This is a genomic window from Pseudonocardia kunmingensis, assembly GCF_006716445.1.
In the GTDB taxonomy this organism is placed as follows: domain Bacteria; phylum Actinomycetota; class Actinomycetes; order Mycobacteriales; family Pseudonocardiaceae; genus Pseudonocardia; species Pseudonocardia kunmingensis.
Genome location: NZ_VFPA01000001.1, coordinates 3,118,787 through 3,134,196, shown reverse-complemented (window position 1 = coordinate 3,134,196; position 15,410 = coordinate 3,118,787). Strand labels below are relative to the sequence as shown.

Below are 15,410 nucleotides of genomic sequence, written 5' to 3'. Positions count from 1 at the left end.
TGCGCGCTCAGTCCTGGACGTGGTCGGCGAAGTTCTGCTCGACCCGCTCCGCCGTGCGGGTGTGCCACCATCCGAGCAGGAACAGGAACGGGTAGACGAGCACGCCCAGCAGGAGCCAGGGCAACCGCAGCCCGAGCACCTCGATGCGGCCGATCTCGGGCGCCATCGCGAACAGCAGCGGCAGCAGGCCGAGCGCGAGCCCCGCCCCGACCGCGAACCGGAGGGCCACGGCCAGCTGGGACCCGATCAGGTTCGTGCGCAGCAGCTCGCCGACGCCCGTGCCCTCCTGGATGTCGACGACCGTGCGCACGGGACGGGCCACGCCCTTGCGTTCCGCGAGCACGACGCGCACGCGCCTGCTCGCCTGCTCGTCCTCCTCGGTGCCGTCCCCGGCCCCGCCCTCGACGAGCTCCGGACGCGGCGACAGGGCCTGGAGCGAGCGGTCTCCGGCGCGCTGCTCGGGCACCCGGATCCCGTTCTTCCGCGGCTCGACGACCGGGGTGCGGTCGGTGAGCTCGGGGTCCTCGGGGACGGCCGCGCCGTGCGGCTCCTCGCCTGCGGTGCCGGGGGCGGCCGGCGGGATCGGGGTGGTCGCCTGCGGGGTGGTCGCCTGCGGGGTGGTCGCAGCCTGGTTCGGACCGGCGGGGGTGGTGGACGGCCCCCGGACGGCCCGTTCGGGCGCGGTTCCCTGCGCTCCCGTGGATCCGTTCGCGGGGGCGGCGGGGGGTGCGGTGCGCGCAGGCGGGCCGGCCGTCCGTGCGCGGCCCCGGGCGGCCCCGCGCAAGGCCGCGGCCGCGGCGACACCGGGACGGACCGGCCGCGACGGCTGCGACTCCGTGACCGGGGGCGGCTCGGTGGCCGGCAGCGGCTCCGCGGCAGCGGGTCCGGTCGCCGCGTCCGACCCGCCCGGGGCCGACTGCATCGGTGCCGTGGCGCTCGACTCCGCCGCCGGCGCGGCGCCCGCGGCCGGGCCGCTCGCCGCCTTCCCCGCCGGCGCCGGTGCGCCTGCGGTGGACCGGATCGGCGTCGTCTCGTTCGGGGCGGCGCCCCCCGGAGCGGGGTCCGCCGGTGCCGGCGCCCCGGGGGCCGGCCGGAGGGGTCCTGTCGCACCCGAAGGCACGCCACCCGCCGCCGTGTCGCCCGTGGCGGGGTCGCCGGTCGTGGGGTCGCCGGTCGTGGGGCCGGTCGATGCCACACCGCTCGATACCGCGCCACTCGACGCCGTGGCCTGGGCGGACGGGTCGTCGTCGGCCGCAGCGGGCGGTGCCGGCGCATCCTGGGCCGGCGCATCTGGAGCCGCCGACGACCCGGTCGACGGCGCTGCGCTCGACGCCGGCGCCTGCCCCGCCTCAGCCTGCGCAGCCGCGGGCGCCTGCTCACCGCCCGGTGCGGCCACCGGCCCCGCTGCACCCGCAGGCGGGGCACCCGGCGTGGCCCGGCCCGGAACCGGGCGGGCCTGTCCCGGAGGCGCCGGCTCGGGCGGAGTCCCGGCCGGAGCGGGGGCGTCCGGCGTGGTCGAGCCGTCGGTCGGGGGCGCAGGTGCCGCGAGCGGAACCGGCGTCACCCGGGCGGTGCCCCCGGGGGCGTCGCCCGGACGGGACCAGGCCGGGGCGGCAGCGGTGCGTTCTCGCCGCAGGAGCTCACCGGCCTGCGCGGACATCTGGCCGCCCACGGGTCCCGGTCGTGGAGCGCCGGGCCCGGGCGTGGCGACGGAGTGCCGCGGCACGTAGCCCGCGGCGCCGCCGGTGGGGCTCGGGGTGCCGTGCCGCGCGTGCCGTCCGGTGCTGCCGGACGTACGCCCCTCGGCGATGCGGCGCTGGATCTCGTCGCGCAGCCACGAGGATCCGGTGTCGGACACCTCGTCGGCGTCCGGACGACGAGCCCGGCCGCCGGACGACGTCTCCGACGAGGCGTCGCGAGGACCCGAGCCATCCTCCGGCTCGGGGGTCACCGACGGCGGAGCGCCGTCGGCGAAGGTGGTCACCGCTGGCTCCACGCCTGCTTCGTCGCGCGGACCAGCCGGTCCTTCAGCTCGCGCGTGTGGCGGCGGCTGACGGGGAGCTCGGCGCAGTCGGGCCCGGTGCCGACCCGGACGACGTACCCGGATCCGGACAGGCGCAGTTCGGTGACCAGCGGCAGCGCCACCAGGAAGGAGCGGTGGATGCGCACGAAGCCCGCGTCGCGCCAGCGGTCCTCGAGCACCGACAGCGGGATGCGGACGAGGTGGCTGCCCTCGTGCGTGTGCAGGCGCGCGTAGTCGCCCTGGGCCTCGACGTAGCGCACGGCCGAGCGGGGCACGAGCTTCGTGGTGCCGGCCAGCTCGACGGGGATGACCTCGTCCTCGCTGCCCTGCTCCGGCTGCGGCTCGGTGACCGTGGCCGCCCGGTTGGCCAGGATGCGGTCGATGGACGCGGCGAGGCGCTCGGACCGGATGGGCTTGAGCAGGTAGTCGACGGCGCCGACCTCGTAGGCGTCGACCGCGCGGTCGTCGTGCGCCGTGACGAACACGACCGACGGCGGGACGGCCATCGAGGAGAACACCCGCGCCAGCTCCAGGCCGTCCAGCCCGGGCATGCGGATGTCGAGGAACACGATCTCGACGTGGGTGCGGTCGGCGACGCGGGTGCCGCTGACCGGGTCGGACATGCCGCCGCGGGGACCCGGCCCCGCCGTGGCCGCCTCGCGCACGCCTTGCCGGCTGTTGAGGATGCGCAGGGCGTCGGTGGCGTCGGACGCCTTGAGCACGGTCCCGACGCGGGAGTCCTCGCCCAGCAGGAACGCCAGTTCTTCGAGAGCCGGCAGCTCGTCGTCCACCGCGAGGACGACCAGGCCACCGGAGCTGTCGTTGCTGTCCACGATCTCCTCATCCTGCGTGTCCGGGGCTGGCGCCGGGGCCGGGACGCCTGCCCCAACTCCGTCGACCATGGTGACGGCCAATCCGTGTGAGTGCCAGAGCCCAGCACCAATCGGGTTCGTCCGGTCACACCGCGCTACAAACCGTACCGCGCCCACAGGGCTCGTATTTCAGCCGCCTCGGTGACACCCAGCACCGCATCGGTGCTGATCAAGCCGGTGGCGGCGGCCGGAGGGGCCAATCCGAGCCGGGCGAGGAGCGGCTTCCGCCCCTCCACCGGAACGAGCTCGGCGTCCGGGAAGCGCTCACCGAGCACGGGCCGGGCCGTGCCGAGCCCGTCCACGAGACCGAGCTCGACGGCGCGCGCACCCGTCCACACCTCCCCGGTGAACAGCTCGGCCCCCTCGTGCAGCCGATCACCGCGGCGGGACACCACCCACTGCTGGAACATCTCGTGCAGCTGGTCCTGCAGGTCGCGCAGCCACTCGACGTCCTCCTGCTTCTCCGGCAGGAACGGGTCGAGCCGCGACTTCGACGTGCCGGCCGTGTAGAGCCTGCGCTGCACGCCGAACCGCTCGATCAGCCCGTCCAGCCCGAACCCCTGGCTGATCACGCCGATCGACCCGACCAGCGACGTGGGGTGCGCGAAGATCTCGTCGGCCGCGCAGGCGAGCCAGTAGCCCCCCGAGGCGGCGACGTCCTCGCAGAACGCGAGCACCGGCACGCCCTTCTCCGCGGCGAGCCCGCGGATCCGGTCCGCCACCAGCGCCGACTGCGTCGGCGAGCCGCCGGGCGAGTTGACCAGCAGCGCGACCGCGGCGAGGCGCTCCGGCGCGAACGCCCGCTCGAGCGTCTTCTCGACCGCAACGGAGTTGATCACCGAGCGCGGCACCGGACCGGTGGTCGCCGTGATCACACCGTGTAGCCGGACCATCGAGACGACGGGCCGCTCGCTGCGCTCACCGAGGCGTCCGGGCAGGCGCGAGGCGAGCCGGTCGGGCAGCCGGATCACGTCCATGGCGCCACGTTACGCGGCCACAGCCACTCCGCAAGATCACCATCTCCCCGCGAGTCGGGGTCCCGGTGCTCTCGGGTCGCGCTCCGGGTGCACCCGCGTCGCGCCCGGAGCGCACGTCGATCACGGCCGCCCCAGACGCGAGCCTCCATGATCGATCCGACCCGCACACCAGCGCGGCCGCGACCACCGCATGGCACGGCTCGCACCGATCTCTCCTGATCGATCCGAGCCGTACACCAGAGCGTCGCCCCCACCGTGAGGTACGACTCGGAACGACCTCCCGCCGGTCATCGCGGCGAGCCGCACCTCAGCGCGGCCCGCACATCTCTGCGGTACGACTCGCAGTGACCTCACTCGTGATCAGCCCGAGCCGTACCGGGGCGGGTGGCAACAACAGCCCGGTACGACTCGCAACGATCTCCCCCGTGATCGGTCCGACCTGCACCTCAGCGCCGCCGCGACCGTCGCGCGGTACGTCTCGCACCGATCTCACGGCCCCCGAGATCCGTCCGAGCCGCACACCGACATCTCGCGCATGACGCCGAAGGCCTGTTCGCAGCGATCAGCGCGCGGCGGGGACTCAGACGCGGATGCCGGCGCGGAACTTCGGGACGCGCAGGGTGATCTTCATGCCCGCCCCGGGCGCGGTGTCCACGACCAGGCCGAAGTCGTCGCCGAAGGTGGAGCGCATGCGGTCGTCGACGTTGCCGAGCCCGACGTGCGCGCCGGACTGGTGGGCGTCGTCCAGGTCGTCGGTGAGGCGGGCCGGGTCCATCCCGATCCCGTCGTCCTCCACGATGATCACGCACTCCGCGCCGGCGTTCTCGGCGGTGATGGTGATCGTCCCGCCCGCCGGCTTGCTCGCCAGCCCGTGCCGGACGGCGTTCTCGACCAGCGGCTGCAGCGCCAGGAACGGCAGCACGACCGAGAGCACCTCGGGGGCGATCTGCAGCTTGATGTTGAGCCGGTTGCCGAACCGCGCCTTCTCCAACCGGACGTAGCGCTCGATGTTGGTGAGCTCGTCCTGCAGCGTCGTGTACTCGCCCGCGGTGCGGAAGGAGTAGCGCGTGAAGTCGGCGAACTCGATCAGCAGCTCGCGGGCGCGCACCGGGTCGGTGCGGATGAACGAGGCGATCGTGGTGAGCGCGTTGTAGACGAAGTGCGGCGAGATCTGCGCCCGCAGCGCCCGCACCTCGGCCCGGTTGAGCCGGGCCCGGGACTCGTCGAGCTCGGCGAGCTCCAGCTGGCTGGAGACGTAGCGGGCGACCTCCGCGGTGGCCCGCAGCAGCACCGGGCCTGCGGTGGACGTGGTGAGCGCGGCGAGGGTGCCGACGATCGCGCCGTCGGTCTCCAGCGGCACCACCACGATCCCGCGGACCTCGCAGTTCGGGTGCTCGCAGGACAGCGCGGTGTGCGAGAGCACCTGCTGGCGCCCAGTGGAGATCACGGTCTCGGCCAGCGAGCGGACGTCGGGCTCGTGCTGGTCCGCGTCGCCGTCCCAGGCCAGCGTGGCGCCGCGGTTGTCGGTCATCGCCAGCGCGCACGTGTCGAGCAGCTGGCGCAGGTAGGGCAGCGCGAACGACGCCGAGTTGGGCGACAGGCCCTCGCGCAGGGAGGGAGCCGCGAGCGCCACCGTGTGCAGCGTGGCGAACGTGGCCCGCTCCAGCGGCGTGGCGAACGTGTTGCGCCGGTTGCGCAGGATCAGCACCACGACCAGAATGATCATCAAGATGATGACGCCGCCGGCGATGAGCAGCGCCGTGGAGCTGCCGAGCAGCTCAGCCACGTTCCACCTACCTACCTCACCAGCCGCGACAGCCGCCGGTCGGCGAGGGGCTTGCCGCCGGTCTGGCAGCCGGGACAGTACTGGAACGACTTGCTGGCGAAGGACACCTCCCGCACGGTGTCGCCGCACACCGGGCACGGCAGCCCGGTCCGGGCGTGCACGCGCAGCCCGGAGCGCTTCTCGCCCTTGAGCTGCGCGGCGCCCTGCCCGACCGACCGCTCGACCGCGTCGGTGAGCACCGAGCGCATCGCGGCGTACAGCTCGTCGACCTGCTCGCCGGTCAACCGGCCCGCGGTGGCGTACGGCGAGAGCCGGGCGGTGTGCAGGATCTCGTCGCTGTAGGCGTTGCCCACGCCGGCGATCGTCGGCTGGTCGGTGATCAGGTTCTTGATCCGCTCGGTACGGCCCCCGAGCAGCGCGGCGAACTCGTCGCGGGTGAGTGCCAGCGCGTCCGGACCGAGGCGGGCGATGCCGGGCACCTGCTGCGGGTCGGCCACCAGGTACACCGACAGCCGCTTCTGCGTGCCGGCCTCGGTGAGGTCGAACCCGGGGCCGCCGACGGTGTCGAGGTGCACCCGCAGCTCGAGCGGCCCGCGCCCGGGCTTGGGCCGGGTGGTGGCGGCCGTGTCGTGCCAGCGCAGCCAGCCCGCGCGGGACAGGTGTGTGATCAGGTGCAGCGGCTCGTCGGGCCGGTCACCGAACTCGACGGACAGGAACTTGCCGTAGCGCGCCGCGCCGGTGACCACGCGGCCCGCCAGCGCCGACATCGGCGGGTCGAAGGTCTTGACGGCGCTCATGCTCGCCACGTCGACCCGCGCGACCGGCCGGTAGACGGCGTTCTCGCGCAGGTGGTGGGCCAGCGCCTCGACCTCGGGGAGCTCGGGCATCGCTTCAGTTCACCGGTTGCAGAGGGCTGTCGGCGTGGCCGGGGGTGCCCTGGGTGCGGATGCGGCGCACGATGATGCGGATCTCCTCCTTCGCCTTGCTCCCGCCGCGGACGAGGCCGGTCCAGCGCTCGGCGGGCAGGTCGTAGCCGCCCGCGGTCTCGGCGACGACGGTCCACGGTCTGCGCAGGTACCAGCGCACCGGGAAGAACCCCACGACGAGCACCGCGACGACCCAGAGGAACCACGGGATGTGCACGCCCGCCGGCTTCCAGACGATGACGATCACCCAGAACACGAAGAGGGCGGACAGGATGAGCACCGCGGCGCCGCGCCCGCCGTCGACGTCGTGCTCGAAGTCGTCGCCGGTGGCCGGCAGCGACCACTCGATGTTGCGACGCACGGACCACATCCGCCCGTCGACACCGGCGACCGTTTTCGTAGCCATCTACCCCGCCGTCGTGAGTGCCGGATGTTCCCCACCACTTTCCCACAGAACGGACCCGTTGCGGCCCTACCAGCGCAGCGGCAGGGAGGTGATGCCGTTGATGAAGTTCGACACGAGCCGGCGCGGCTCGCCGTCCTGCTCCGGAGGGGGTAGGCGCAGGAACTCGGTGAAGAACTCGCGCATCTGCAGCCGCGCGAACGCCGCCCCGAGGCACAGGTGCGGGCCCTGCCCGAACGACACGTGGTCATTGGGCTCGCGGGCGAGGTCCACCCGGAACGGGTCGGGGAAGCGGCGCTCGTCGTGGTTGGCCGAGACGTGGTAGACCACGACCTTGTCGCCGCGAGCGATGCGCTGCCCGCGCAGCACCACGTCCCGGGCCGCCGTGCGCCGGAACGTCAGCACCGGCGGGTGCACCCGCAGCAGCTCCTCGATCGCCGACGGCAGCAGCGAGGGCTCGGCCCGCAGGCGCCGGTGCTCCTCCGGGTTCTCCAGGAGGGCGAGGACGCCACCGGGCAGCGCGCTGCGCACGGTGTCGTTGCCGGCGATCACCAGCAGGAAGAAGAACATCTTCAGCTCGGCGTCGGTGAGCCGCTGGCCGTCCACCTCGGCCTGCACGAGCGCGGTCATGAGGTCGTCGGCGGGCTCGACGCGCTTGCGCTCGGCCAGCTCCTCGGCGTAGCCGAACATGTCGGCCAGCTGGGCGGGCGAGCGCGGGTTGACCGGCCGCCCCTCGGCGTCGGTGACGACGTGCGCGTGCTCGGGGTCCTGGTAGCCGATCACCCGGTTCGTCCACTCCAGCAGCAGTGCGCGATCGCCCGCGGGCACGCCGAGCAGGTCGGCCAGGTTCTGCAGCGGCAGGTCGTCGGTGACCTCGCGCGGCAGGTCGCAGCGCCCCCGCGCGACCGCGGCGCCGAGCAGGCCCGCGGCCCGCTCCCGCACCACGTCGGCGAAGCGCTCGAGGCGGCGGCGCGTGAACGTCCCGGTGACGATCCGGCGCAGGCGGACCTGCTCCGGCGGGTCCATGTTGAGGATCATCCGCCGCAGGAACGGCAGGTCGGCCGGGTCCGGGTCACGGATCTGGGTGGCCCCGAGCGAGGAGGAGAAGTCGCCGGGCGTGCGCAGGACGTGCCGGACGTCGTCGTAGCGGGTGATCGCCCAGAATCCCGGGCCGGCGGGCCAGACGGCCACCGCGGGCTCGGGCTGCCAGCTCACCGGCGCCGTGTCCCGCAGCACGCGCAACGCTTCGTGCGGGACGCCGGCCCCGAACGTGCGGGGGTCAAAGACATCGACGTCCACCACGCGATCGCTCACACGTCGTGCCTACCGGTCGTCGCCGCCGCGGTCGAGCCCCCGGCACGGCGCGGAGATCCTGTCCCGAGGAGTGCGGTGATCGCCGGTTCGGTGCGCTCAGTGCTGGAGGCACGACCGCAGCCGCACTGAACCGGCGATCACTCGCTCAGCGGGAGCCGCTCACAACGGGCCGAGATCCAGCGCCGGGGTGAGCACGCCCTCCAGCGCGAGCAGCCACTCCTTGGTGGCCCGGCCGCCGCCGAAGCCGCCCAGGGTGTCGGAGCCGAGGACGCGGTGGCAGGGGACCACGACCGGCAGCGGGTTGGACCCCATGATCGAGCCGACGCCGCGCGCGGCCGTGTGCGCGCGGCCCAGCCCGCTGCGCGCCGCCAGCTGCCCGTACGTGGCGGTGGCGCCGAACGGCACCGTGTCGTACAGCGTCTCCAGCACGCGCCGCTGCGAGCCCGCGGTGAGCGACCAGTCCAGCGGCACGTCGAACACCCGGCGCGTGCCCGCGAGGTACTCGGTGAGCTGAGCCGCGGCCGCGCCGCCGTCGCCGTCGGCCAGCGACTCACCCAGCCGCGCGGCCGCCCGCTCGACGACCTCGGGACGGCGGCCGAAGGCGACGACCGCGAGCCCGGTCTCCGTGACGCCGAGGGTGAGCGCGCCGATGGGGGCGGGCGCGTCGAGCACGGTGCGGACGAGGGTCACGCCGCCAGTGTGACGCGTCCCTCCGACGATTCCGCCGGCCGCCTGGATACCGGCCGTGGGCCCGGCACCGCGTGATCGGTGTGAGCCGCACGTCAAGGTCCTCGCTGCCGCGCTCACGTACTTCTCGGCAGGGTGATCGCCAGGAGTGGTGTCACGGCGACAGATCTGTCGCCCTCCCACCACTTCTACTGATCATGGCCGGGTCGCGTTCCGGAACGCGCCGTGTACCTGACCCGGTCGACGTCATGGGTCTTCGGCCGCGAGCGCACTTCCTGGTGATCATCGGTCCGGTTCGAGGCCATCCAGGCGCTCTTGATCGGCGGAAACGGGACATGTGCTGCACGGGTGCGGCTCATGTCCCTGCTTCGCTGATCAAGGCTGTGTCGAAGGGGTTCTTGAACGGGACCACAGCCGGTTGAGTGGCACCCAGCGGGGACGGTCTCGTTGTGGTCCGGCCGGTGCCCGGTCGGGGACGGCCGCGCCCACCGCAACCCGCCCACCCGACAGCCCCGTAGGCCGGCTCACCGGGCCCCGGTGGTGCGCTCCGGTGGCGCGTCGCGGCGGAGGGGACCGCGGTGCTCGGGCTGCTCCGGCGCCGGTGGCCGCGGGCGGGGCACGAGCGGGCGCACCACGGCGTCGCGGCCGGTCAGCGCGACCTCCTCGTCCTCGTGCCGGATCGTGAGCGCGTCGCCCTCCTCCAGGGCGTAGCTCGCCTCGCCGTCGCCGATGCCGACCCGCAGGCGCGCGCCCCGGTGGCGGACCCGGAACGTCAGCCGCGTGAACCGCGACGGCAGCGCGGGGCGGAACCGCAGCTCGGCCCCGTCCTGCCGCATCCCCCCGAAGCCCGCCACCAGCGCGATCCAGGAGCCGGCCAGCGCCGCGAGGTGCAGCCCGTCGGCCGAGTCGTGCTCGGCGTCGCGCAGGTCGGCCAGCGCCGACTCGGCGAGGTAGTCGTAGGCCAGGTCCAGGTGCCCGACCTCGGCGGCCAGCACCGCCTGGCAGGACGCCGACAGCGACGAGTCGCGCACCGTGACGCCCTCGTAGTAGGCCACGTTGCGCGCCTTCTGCTCAGCGGTGAAGGCGTCCCCGCGCAGGTGCATGGCCAGCACGAGGTCGGCCTGCTTGACCACCTGCTTGCGGTAGAGCTGCAGGTACGGGAAGTGCGCCTGCAGCGGGTAGTGGTCGGGCGGTGTGCTCGCGAAGTCCCATCGCGGCAGGTCGGTGAAACCGGCGGCCTGCGGGTGCACGCCCAGCTCCTCGTCGTAGGGCACCGCCATCGCCGCGCCTGCGGCCTCCCACCCGTCGCACTCGTCGGCGTCCACACCGAGCCGCTCGGCGTCGGCCGGGTACTCCCGGGACCACTGCGCGGCGCACAGCAGGTTCTGCTGCGCCATGAGGTTCGTGTAGACGTTGTCGTCGCAGAGCGCGCTGTACTCGTCCGGCCCGGTCACACCGTGCAGGTGGAACCGCCCGTCCCGGCCGTGCAGCCCGAACGCCGCCCACAGCCGCGCGGTCTCCACCAGCAGGTCGAGGCCGGTGGTCCGGGCGAACTCGACGTCCCCGGTCGCGCCGACGTAGCGGATCACCGCGTCGGCGATGTCCGCGTTGACGTGCAGCGCCGCAGAACCGGCCGGCCAGTAGCCCGAGCACTCCTCACCGGCGATGGTGCGCCACGGGAACGCGGCGCCGCGCATGTCGAGCTCGAGCGCCCTCTTCCGGGCCTTGTCCAGCGTCGAGTGCCGCCAGCCCAGCGCCTGCCGGGTGATCGCGGGACGCAGCGCCGTCAGCACCTGCAGGACGAACGTCTCGGTGTCCCAGAACGCGTGCCCCTGGTACCCCGCGCCGCTCAGGCCCTTCCCGGCGATGGCGCGGCCCTCGGACCGGGCGGTGGCCTGCAGCAGGTGCCAGAGCGCGAACCGGATCGCCTGCTGCAGCTCGTCGTCGCCCTCGATCTCGACGTCCGCGTCGGCCCAGAACTCGTCGAGGTAGGCCCGCTGCGCGTCCAGCAGCCCGTTCCAGCCGGTGTGCCGGGCCGTGGTGAGCGTGGCCGACACCTCGTCGCGCACCGCGGTGATCGAGCGGTCCGCCGACCACGCGTAGCCGAGCAGCTTGACCAGGGTGATCTCCTCGCCGGGCGCCAGCTCGGCGGTCGCGGTCAGCCGGGCCCAGTCCTCGTCGGCGTCGACGTGCACCTCCAGCTCCGCCGGGCTCTCGAGCCGGTGGTCCGCGGCCGCGGCCACGCACAGCCCGGAACGGTGGGTCCGGTGCAGGAGCGCGATCCGGCCGCCGTCGACGTGGTGCTCCTGCGGCTCGAGGGGGTGCTCGAGCAGGTCGCCGGCGCTCGGCCGGCTCGGCAGGTGCGGTTGCACGCCGTTGGCGACCAGGCTGGAGGTCAGCGCGATCGAGATCGGTTCGTGCACCGCCCGCACGGTGTAGCGCACGGCCGCGACGCCCCGGTGCACGAACGAGACCAGCCGTTCCGAATGCACATCCACCTCGCGCCCGGCGGGCGAGCGCCAGCGGAGGCTGCGCCGGAGCGTGCCGGACCGCAGGTCGAGCACGCGCTCGTGGTGCGGCACCTCCCCCGCGCGCAGGTCCAGCGGCTGGCCGTCGACCGCGATGCGGACGTGCGTGCCGTCGATCGTGTGCACCAGCGTCTGGGTGGCCTCCGGCTCGCCGCAGCCGGTCTCGGTGTAGACGATCGAGCGCAGCTCGTGCAGCCCCGCGAGGTAGGTGCCCGGCATGTCGGCCGGGTCGCCCTCGTCGAACGTGCCGCGGATGCCGAGGCAGCCGTTGGACAGCGCGAACGCCGCCTCGATCTCGGCCATCGCGTCCAGGCGGGGCCGGGGTTGGCGGACGCACCAGGGCTCGACGGTGAAGGGGTCGCTCGTCCGGGGCGGCATGACCGCTCGTTCCCCGCGGGTGCGTCCGCTATGCCGGGTCCGGGGGGAACAGGTCCACGGCCACGTGCCGGCCGACCCACTCGGCCCAGTCCGGCGTCGTCCACCCCTGCGCGACGACGAGCAGCCCGTAGGTCTCCGGGGACAGCAGCGCCGCGACGATCTCGGTGGCCCGCTGCAGCGACACGTCCCCGGTGAACCCGGGCTTCTCCGCGAGCTCGTCCACGGCGAGCGCGTGCGTCGCGAGGGCCGCCTTGCGGGTGCGGTCCAGCAGTGCGGCCGGTTCCGGATCGGCGGCGGCCGCCCGCAACACGGTGTCGAGGGGGTACCGGCGTTCGATCAGCGGCGCCGTCTGCGTGACGTAGCGGCGCACCGCACCGGTGCCGGACGGCTCGGCGCGCAGCCCGGCGATGCACTCGTTCGGCTGATCGTCGGCACCGTTTCCCAGCGCGGCCTCCAGTACCGCGACCTTGCTACCGAAGGAGAGGTACAGCGTCTGCACCGCCACGCCTGCCGCAGCGGCGATGCCGGCCATCGTCGTCTCCAGGTAGCCGTCGCGCACGAACAGCGGCGCGGCGGCCTCGATCACGCGCTGCCGGGTGGCGCGGGCGCGTTCGGCCCGGGCGGTGCGCGCGCGAGCGGTCAACTGGAACTCCTTGCTGGAACGTCGTTACAGCTTCACGTTACAGCATTTTGATCCACATTTGCCTTCCATCGGGATGCCGCAGGTCCGCCGTCGCACAGCGGACCGGAGCAGGGCGCCGCGGTCAGGCCGCCGGTGCCGGGGCCGCCGCGCGCTGCAGGGCGTGCGCCGCCGCGCCGATGGCGAGGGCCGGCGCCACCATGGCCGCACTGACCCAGAGCGATGCCAGTGGCCCCGGCCCCGCGGCGATGGCCAACCCGCCCAGCCACGGGCCGAGGGCGGCGCCCACGTTGAAGGCCCCTGTGGCGAACGCGCCCGCCAGCGTCGGCGCTCCGGTGGCGGCGCGGAGCGCCTGGGCGATCAGCGTGGCGCCGACGGCGAACCCGAGCCCGCCCTGCACCAGCACGAGCGCCGACGACGCCGCCGGGTTCGCCGCCACCAGCGCGAAGCCGACCCAGCCGGCGAGCAGCAGGACCCCACCGACCGCGAGCAGCCGGACCGGGTGTGCGTCACCCAGCCGACCGGCCACGGTGACGCCGGCGAACGATCCGATGCCGAAGAGCGCCAGCACCGCGGGCACCCAGCCGACGGCGAGCCCGGCGACGTCCGTGACCAGCGGCGCGAGGTAGGTGAGCGCGCAGAACGTGCCGCCGTTCACGAGCGCACCCAGCAGCAGGACCACGAGCAGCCGGGGCCGGCGCAGCACCCGCAGCTCGCGACGTGCCCCGGGCGCAGCCGCTCCCGGCGCGCGGGCCGGCACCCACCGCAGGATCCCGGCGAGCGCGGGCACCGAGACGAGCGCGACGGCCCAGAAGGCCGAGCGCCAACCCCACGCCTGGCCGAGCACCGCCCCGGCCGGGACGCCGGCCACGCAGGCGAGCGTGGTCCCGGCGAGCAGCACCGACGTGGCGCGGCCGGTGGCGCTCGGGGTGACCATGCCGACCGCGGTGACCAGGGCCACCGCGAGGAACCCGGCGTTGGCCAGTGCGGCCACGACCCGGGTGGCGAGCAGGACCTCGTAGCTCGTCGTCACCGCACCGACGACGTGGACGCCCACGAACGCGCACAGGAAGGTCAGCAGCGACCGCCGCTGCGACCACCGCATGGACAGCACCGCCATCAGCGGCGCCCCGATGACCATCCCCACGGCGAAGGCCGAGGTCAGCAGGCCGGCCGCGGGGAGGGAGACGTCCAGGTCGGCGGCGATGTCCTGGACGAGTCCCGACAACATGAACTCGGATGTGCCCTGGGCGAAGACCGCCAGGGCGAGCAGGTGGAGAACGAAGGGCACGACGCAGCTCCGTCAGGGATCGTGCGGGAACCCACCGGCGTCGCGACGGACGGCGGCAGGCGGGATGGACCCGGACCCGGTGATCCGATGGCGGTGGGGCCGCGGACGACGCCGCGGCCACGCGTGGACAGCCACCGGAACCGGTGGCTACCTTCTGGACGCCTCGGGGCTGCTCATCGCGGAGGACGCTAACACCCGCCGTCCACCGCATTCGCCGTCAGCGACGCCCGACGCCGACCCAGCTGATGCCTGCCCGGCGCAGCACGTCCGGGTCGAGCAGGTTGCGGCAGTCCACCACGACCCGCCCGGCGAGCGCACCGGCGACGGCCGCCCAGTCCAGGGACCGGAACTGCGGCCATTCCGTGAGAACCACCAAGGCGTCCGCGTCCTTGGCGGCGCGCAGCGGCTCGTCTGCCACCGTGACGTCGTCGGTGACGCCCGGGACCGCGGCCGGGCAGCCGGGGTCGTAGGCCGTCAGCTCGGCCCCGCCCGCCCGCAGCAGCCGCGCGACGGCGAGCGCCGGCGAGTCGCGCAGGTCGTCGGTGCCCGCCTTGAACGTGAGCCCGAGCAGCCCGATCCGCCGGCCCGCGAGACTCCCCCCGACCGCGTCGGCGATCTTGCCGACCACGATCCGGCGCTGCCGCTCGTTCGTCGCGATGCTGGCGCTGACCAGCGGCAGCTCGATCCCGGCCGCCGCGGCCACCTGCACCAGCGCGTTCGTGTCCTTCGGCAGGCAGGAGCCGCCCCAGCCGGGACCGGGCTGCAGGAACGCCTGCCCGATCCGGCGGTCGTGCCCCATGCCCTCGGTGACGTCCGCGACGTCGGCGCCCAGCACGTCGCACATCTCGGCGAGCGCGTTGACGTAGGACAGCTTCATCGCCAGGAAGCAGTTCGCGGCGTACTTCACCATCTCCGCGCTCGCCGCGTCGGTGAGCACCGTCGGGGCTCCGAGCCGGGCGTACAGGGCGGCCACCCGCTCCGCGGCGTCCTGCGCGTCGCTGCCGACGACGATCCGGTCGGGGTGCAGGAAGTCGTGCACGGCGGAGCCCTCCCGCAGGAACTCCGGGTTGCTCACCACGGCGACGTCGCGGCGGTTCAGCAGCTTGCGGGTGGCCTCGGCGGTGCCGACCGGCACCGTCGACTTGTTCACGACCACGCAGCCCGCCGGCAGCAGGTGCCGGACCTGCGCCGCGACGTCGCGCACGGCGGCGAGGTCGGCGGCCCCGCCCTCCCCCATCGGCGTGGGCACGCAGAGGAACACGACCTCCACGGCGTCACCGTCGCGGCCGGCGACCGCGTCCCGCGCCCCCAGCACGAACTCCAGCCGCCCCGCGGCCTGGTTCTCGGCGACGAGCTCGGGCAGCCCGGGCTCCACGATGTCGACGACGCCGCGGCGCAGCCGCTCGACCTTCGCCTCGTCGACGTCCGCGCACACCACCCGGTGGCCGAGCGAGGCGAGGCAGGCCCCCGTCGTGAGGCCCACGTAGCCGGAACCGATCACCGCGATGCGCCGGGCGAACATGCCCCGCACGCTCCACCGGCGGGATGACCACCGGCTGGACCTCGGATGACACGCAGACGGCCA

Annotated in this window: 12 protein-coding genes; all 12 read right to left on the bottom strand. The window is 74.3% G+C overall.

The genetic code is table 11. The features are described from left to right. Positions 1-7: 7 nt before the first annotated feature. A complete protein-coding gene (locus tag FB558_RS43915; RefSeq protein ID WP_142053116.1) occupies positions 8-1,984 on the bottom strand; it encodes a hypothetical protein in 1,977 nt (658 codons plus the stop codon). Further along, positions 1,981-2,856: a LytR/AlgR family response regulator transcription factor gene (locus FB558_RS14960; RefSeq protein ID WP_211366409.1), complete on the bottom strand. Its 876-nt coding sequence runs from the start codon at positions 2,854-2,856 to the stop codon at positions 1,981-1,983. The genes FB558_RS43915 and FB558_RS14960 overlap by 4 nt, the downstream gene beginning before the upstream one ends. Before the next feature lie 134 nt (positions 2,857-2,990). Beyond that, a complete protein-coding gene (locus tag FB558_RS14955; RefSeq protein WP_170231345.1) occupies positions 2,991-3,863 on the bottom strand; it encodes a S49 family peptidase in 873 nt (290 codons plus the stop codon). A 589-nt stretch (positions 3,864-4,452) separates the two neighbouring features. Continuing rightward, positions 4,453-5,658: a sensor histidine kinase gene (locus FB558_RS14950; protein WP_246106440.1), complete on the bottom strand. Its 1,206-nt coding sequence runs from the start codon at positions 5,656-5,658 to the stop codon at positions 4,453-4,455. Positions 5,659-5,669: 11 nt separating this feature from the next. After that, entirely contained in the window at positions 5,670-6,545 is an 876-nt protein-coding gene (locus tag FB558_RS14945; RefSeq protein WP_142053110.1) for an Fpg/Nei family DNA glycosylase, read from the bottom strand. Positions 6,546-6,549: 4 nt separating this feature from the next. Then, entirely contained in the window at positions 6,550-6,990 is a 441-nt protein-coding gene (locus FB558_RS14940) for a cytochrome d ubiquinol oxidase subunit II (protein WP_142053108.1), read from the bottom strand. Positions 6,991-7,056: 66 nt separating this feature from the next. Beyond that, positions 7,057-8,301: a cytochrome P450 gene (locus tag FB558_RS14935; RefSeq protein ID WP_246106439.1), complete on the bottom strand. Its 1,245-nt coding sequence runs from the start codon at positions 8,299-8,301 to the stop codon at positions 7,057-7,059. 159 nt (positions 8,302-8,460) lie between these two features. Further along, positions 8,461-8,991 carry a methylated-DNA--[protein]-cysteine S-methyltransferase gene (locus FB558_RS14930; RefSeq protein WP_211366406.1) on the bottom strand — a complete coding sequence of 177 codons (531 nt, stop codon included), beginning with the start codon at positions 8,989-8,991 and terminating at the stop codon, positions 8,461-8,463. A gap of 521 nt (positions 8,992-9,512) precedes the next feature. Beyond that, entirely contained in the window at positions 9,513-11,894 is a 2,382-nt protein-coding gene (locus FB558_RS14925; protein WP_142053106.1) for a glycoside hydrolase family 65 protein, read from the bottom strand. 28 nt (positions 11,895-11,922) lie between these two features. Then, entirely contained in the window at positions 11,923-12,537 is a 615-nt protein-coding gene (locus tag FB558_RS14920; protein WP_142053104.1) for a TetR/AcrR family transcriptional regulator, read from the bottom strand. A 121-nt stretch (positions 12,538-12,658) separates the two neighbouring features. Beyond that, the gene (locus FB558_RS14915) at positions 12,659-13,825 is read right to left on the bottom strand and encodes a Cmx/CmrA family chloramphenicol efflux MFS transporter (protein ID WP_142053102.1); all 1,167 of its coding nucleotides are present in this window, start codon (positions 13,823-13,825) and stop codon (positions 12,659-12,661) included. 217 nt (positions 13,826-14,042) lie between these two features. Continuing rightward, the gene (locus FB558_RS14910; protein ID WP_142053100.1) at positions 14,043-15,347 is read right to left on the bottom strand and encodes a UDP-glucose dehydrogenase family protein; all 1,305 of its coding nucleotides are present in this window, start codon (positions 15,345-15,347) and stop codon (positions 14,043-14,045) included. Positions 15,348-15,410 lie beyond the last annotated feature (63 nt).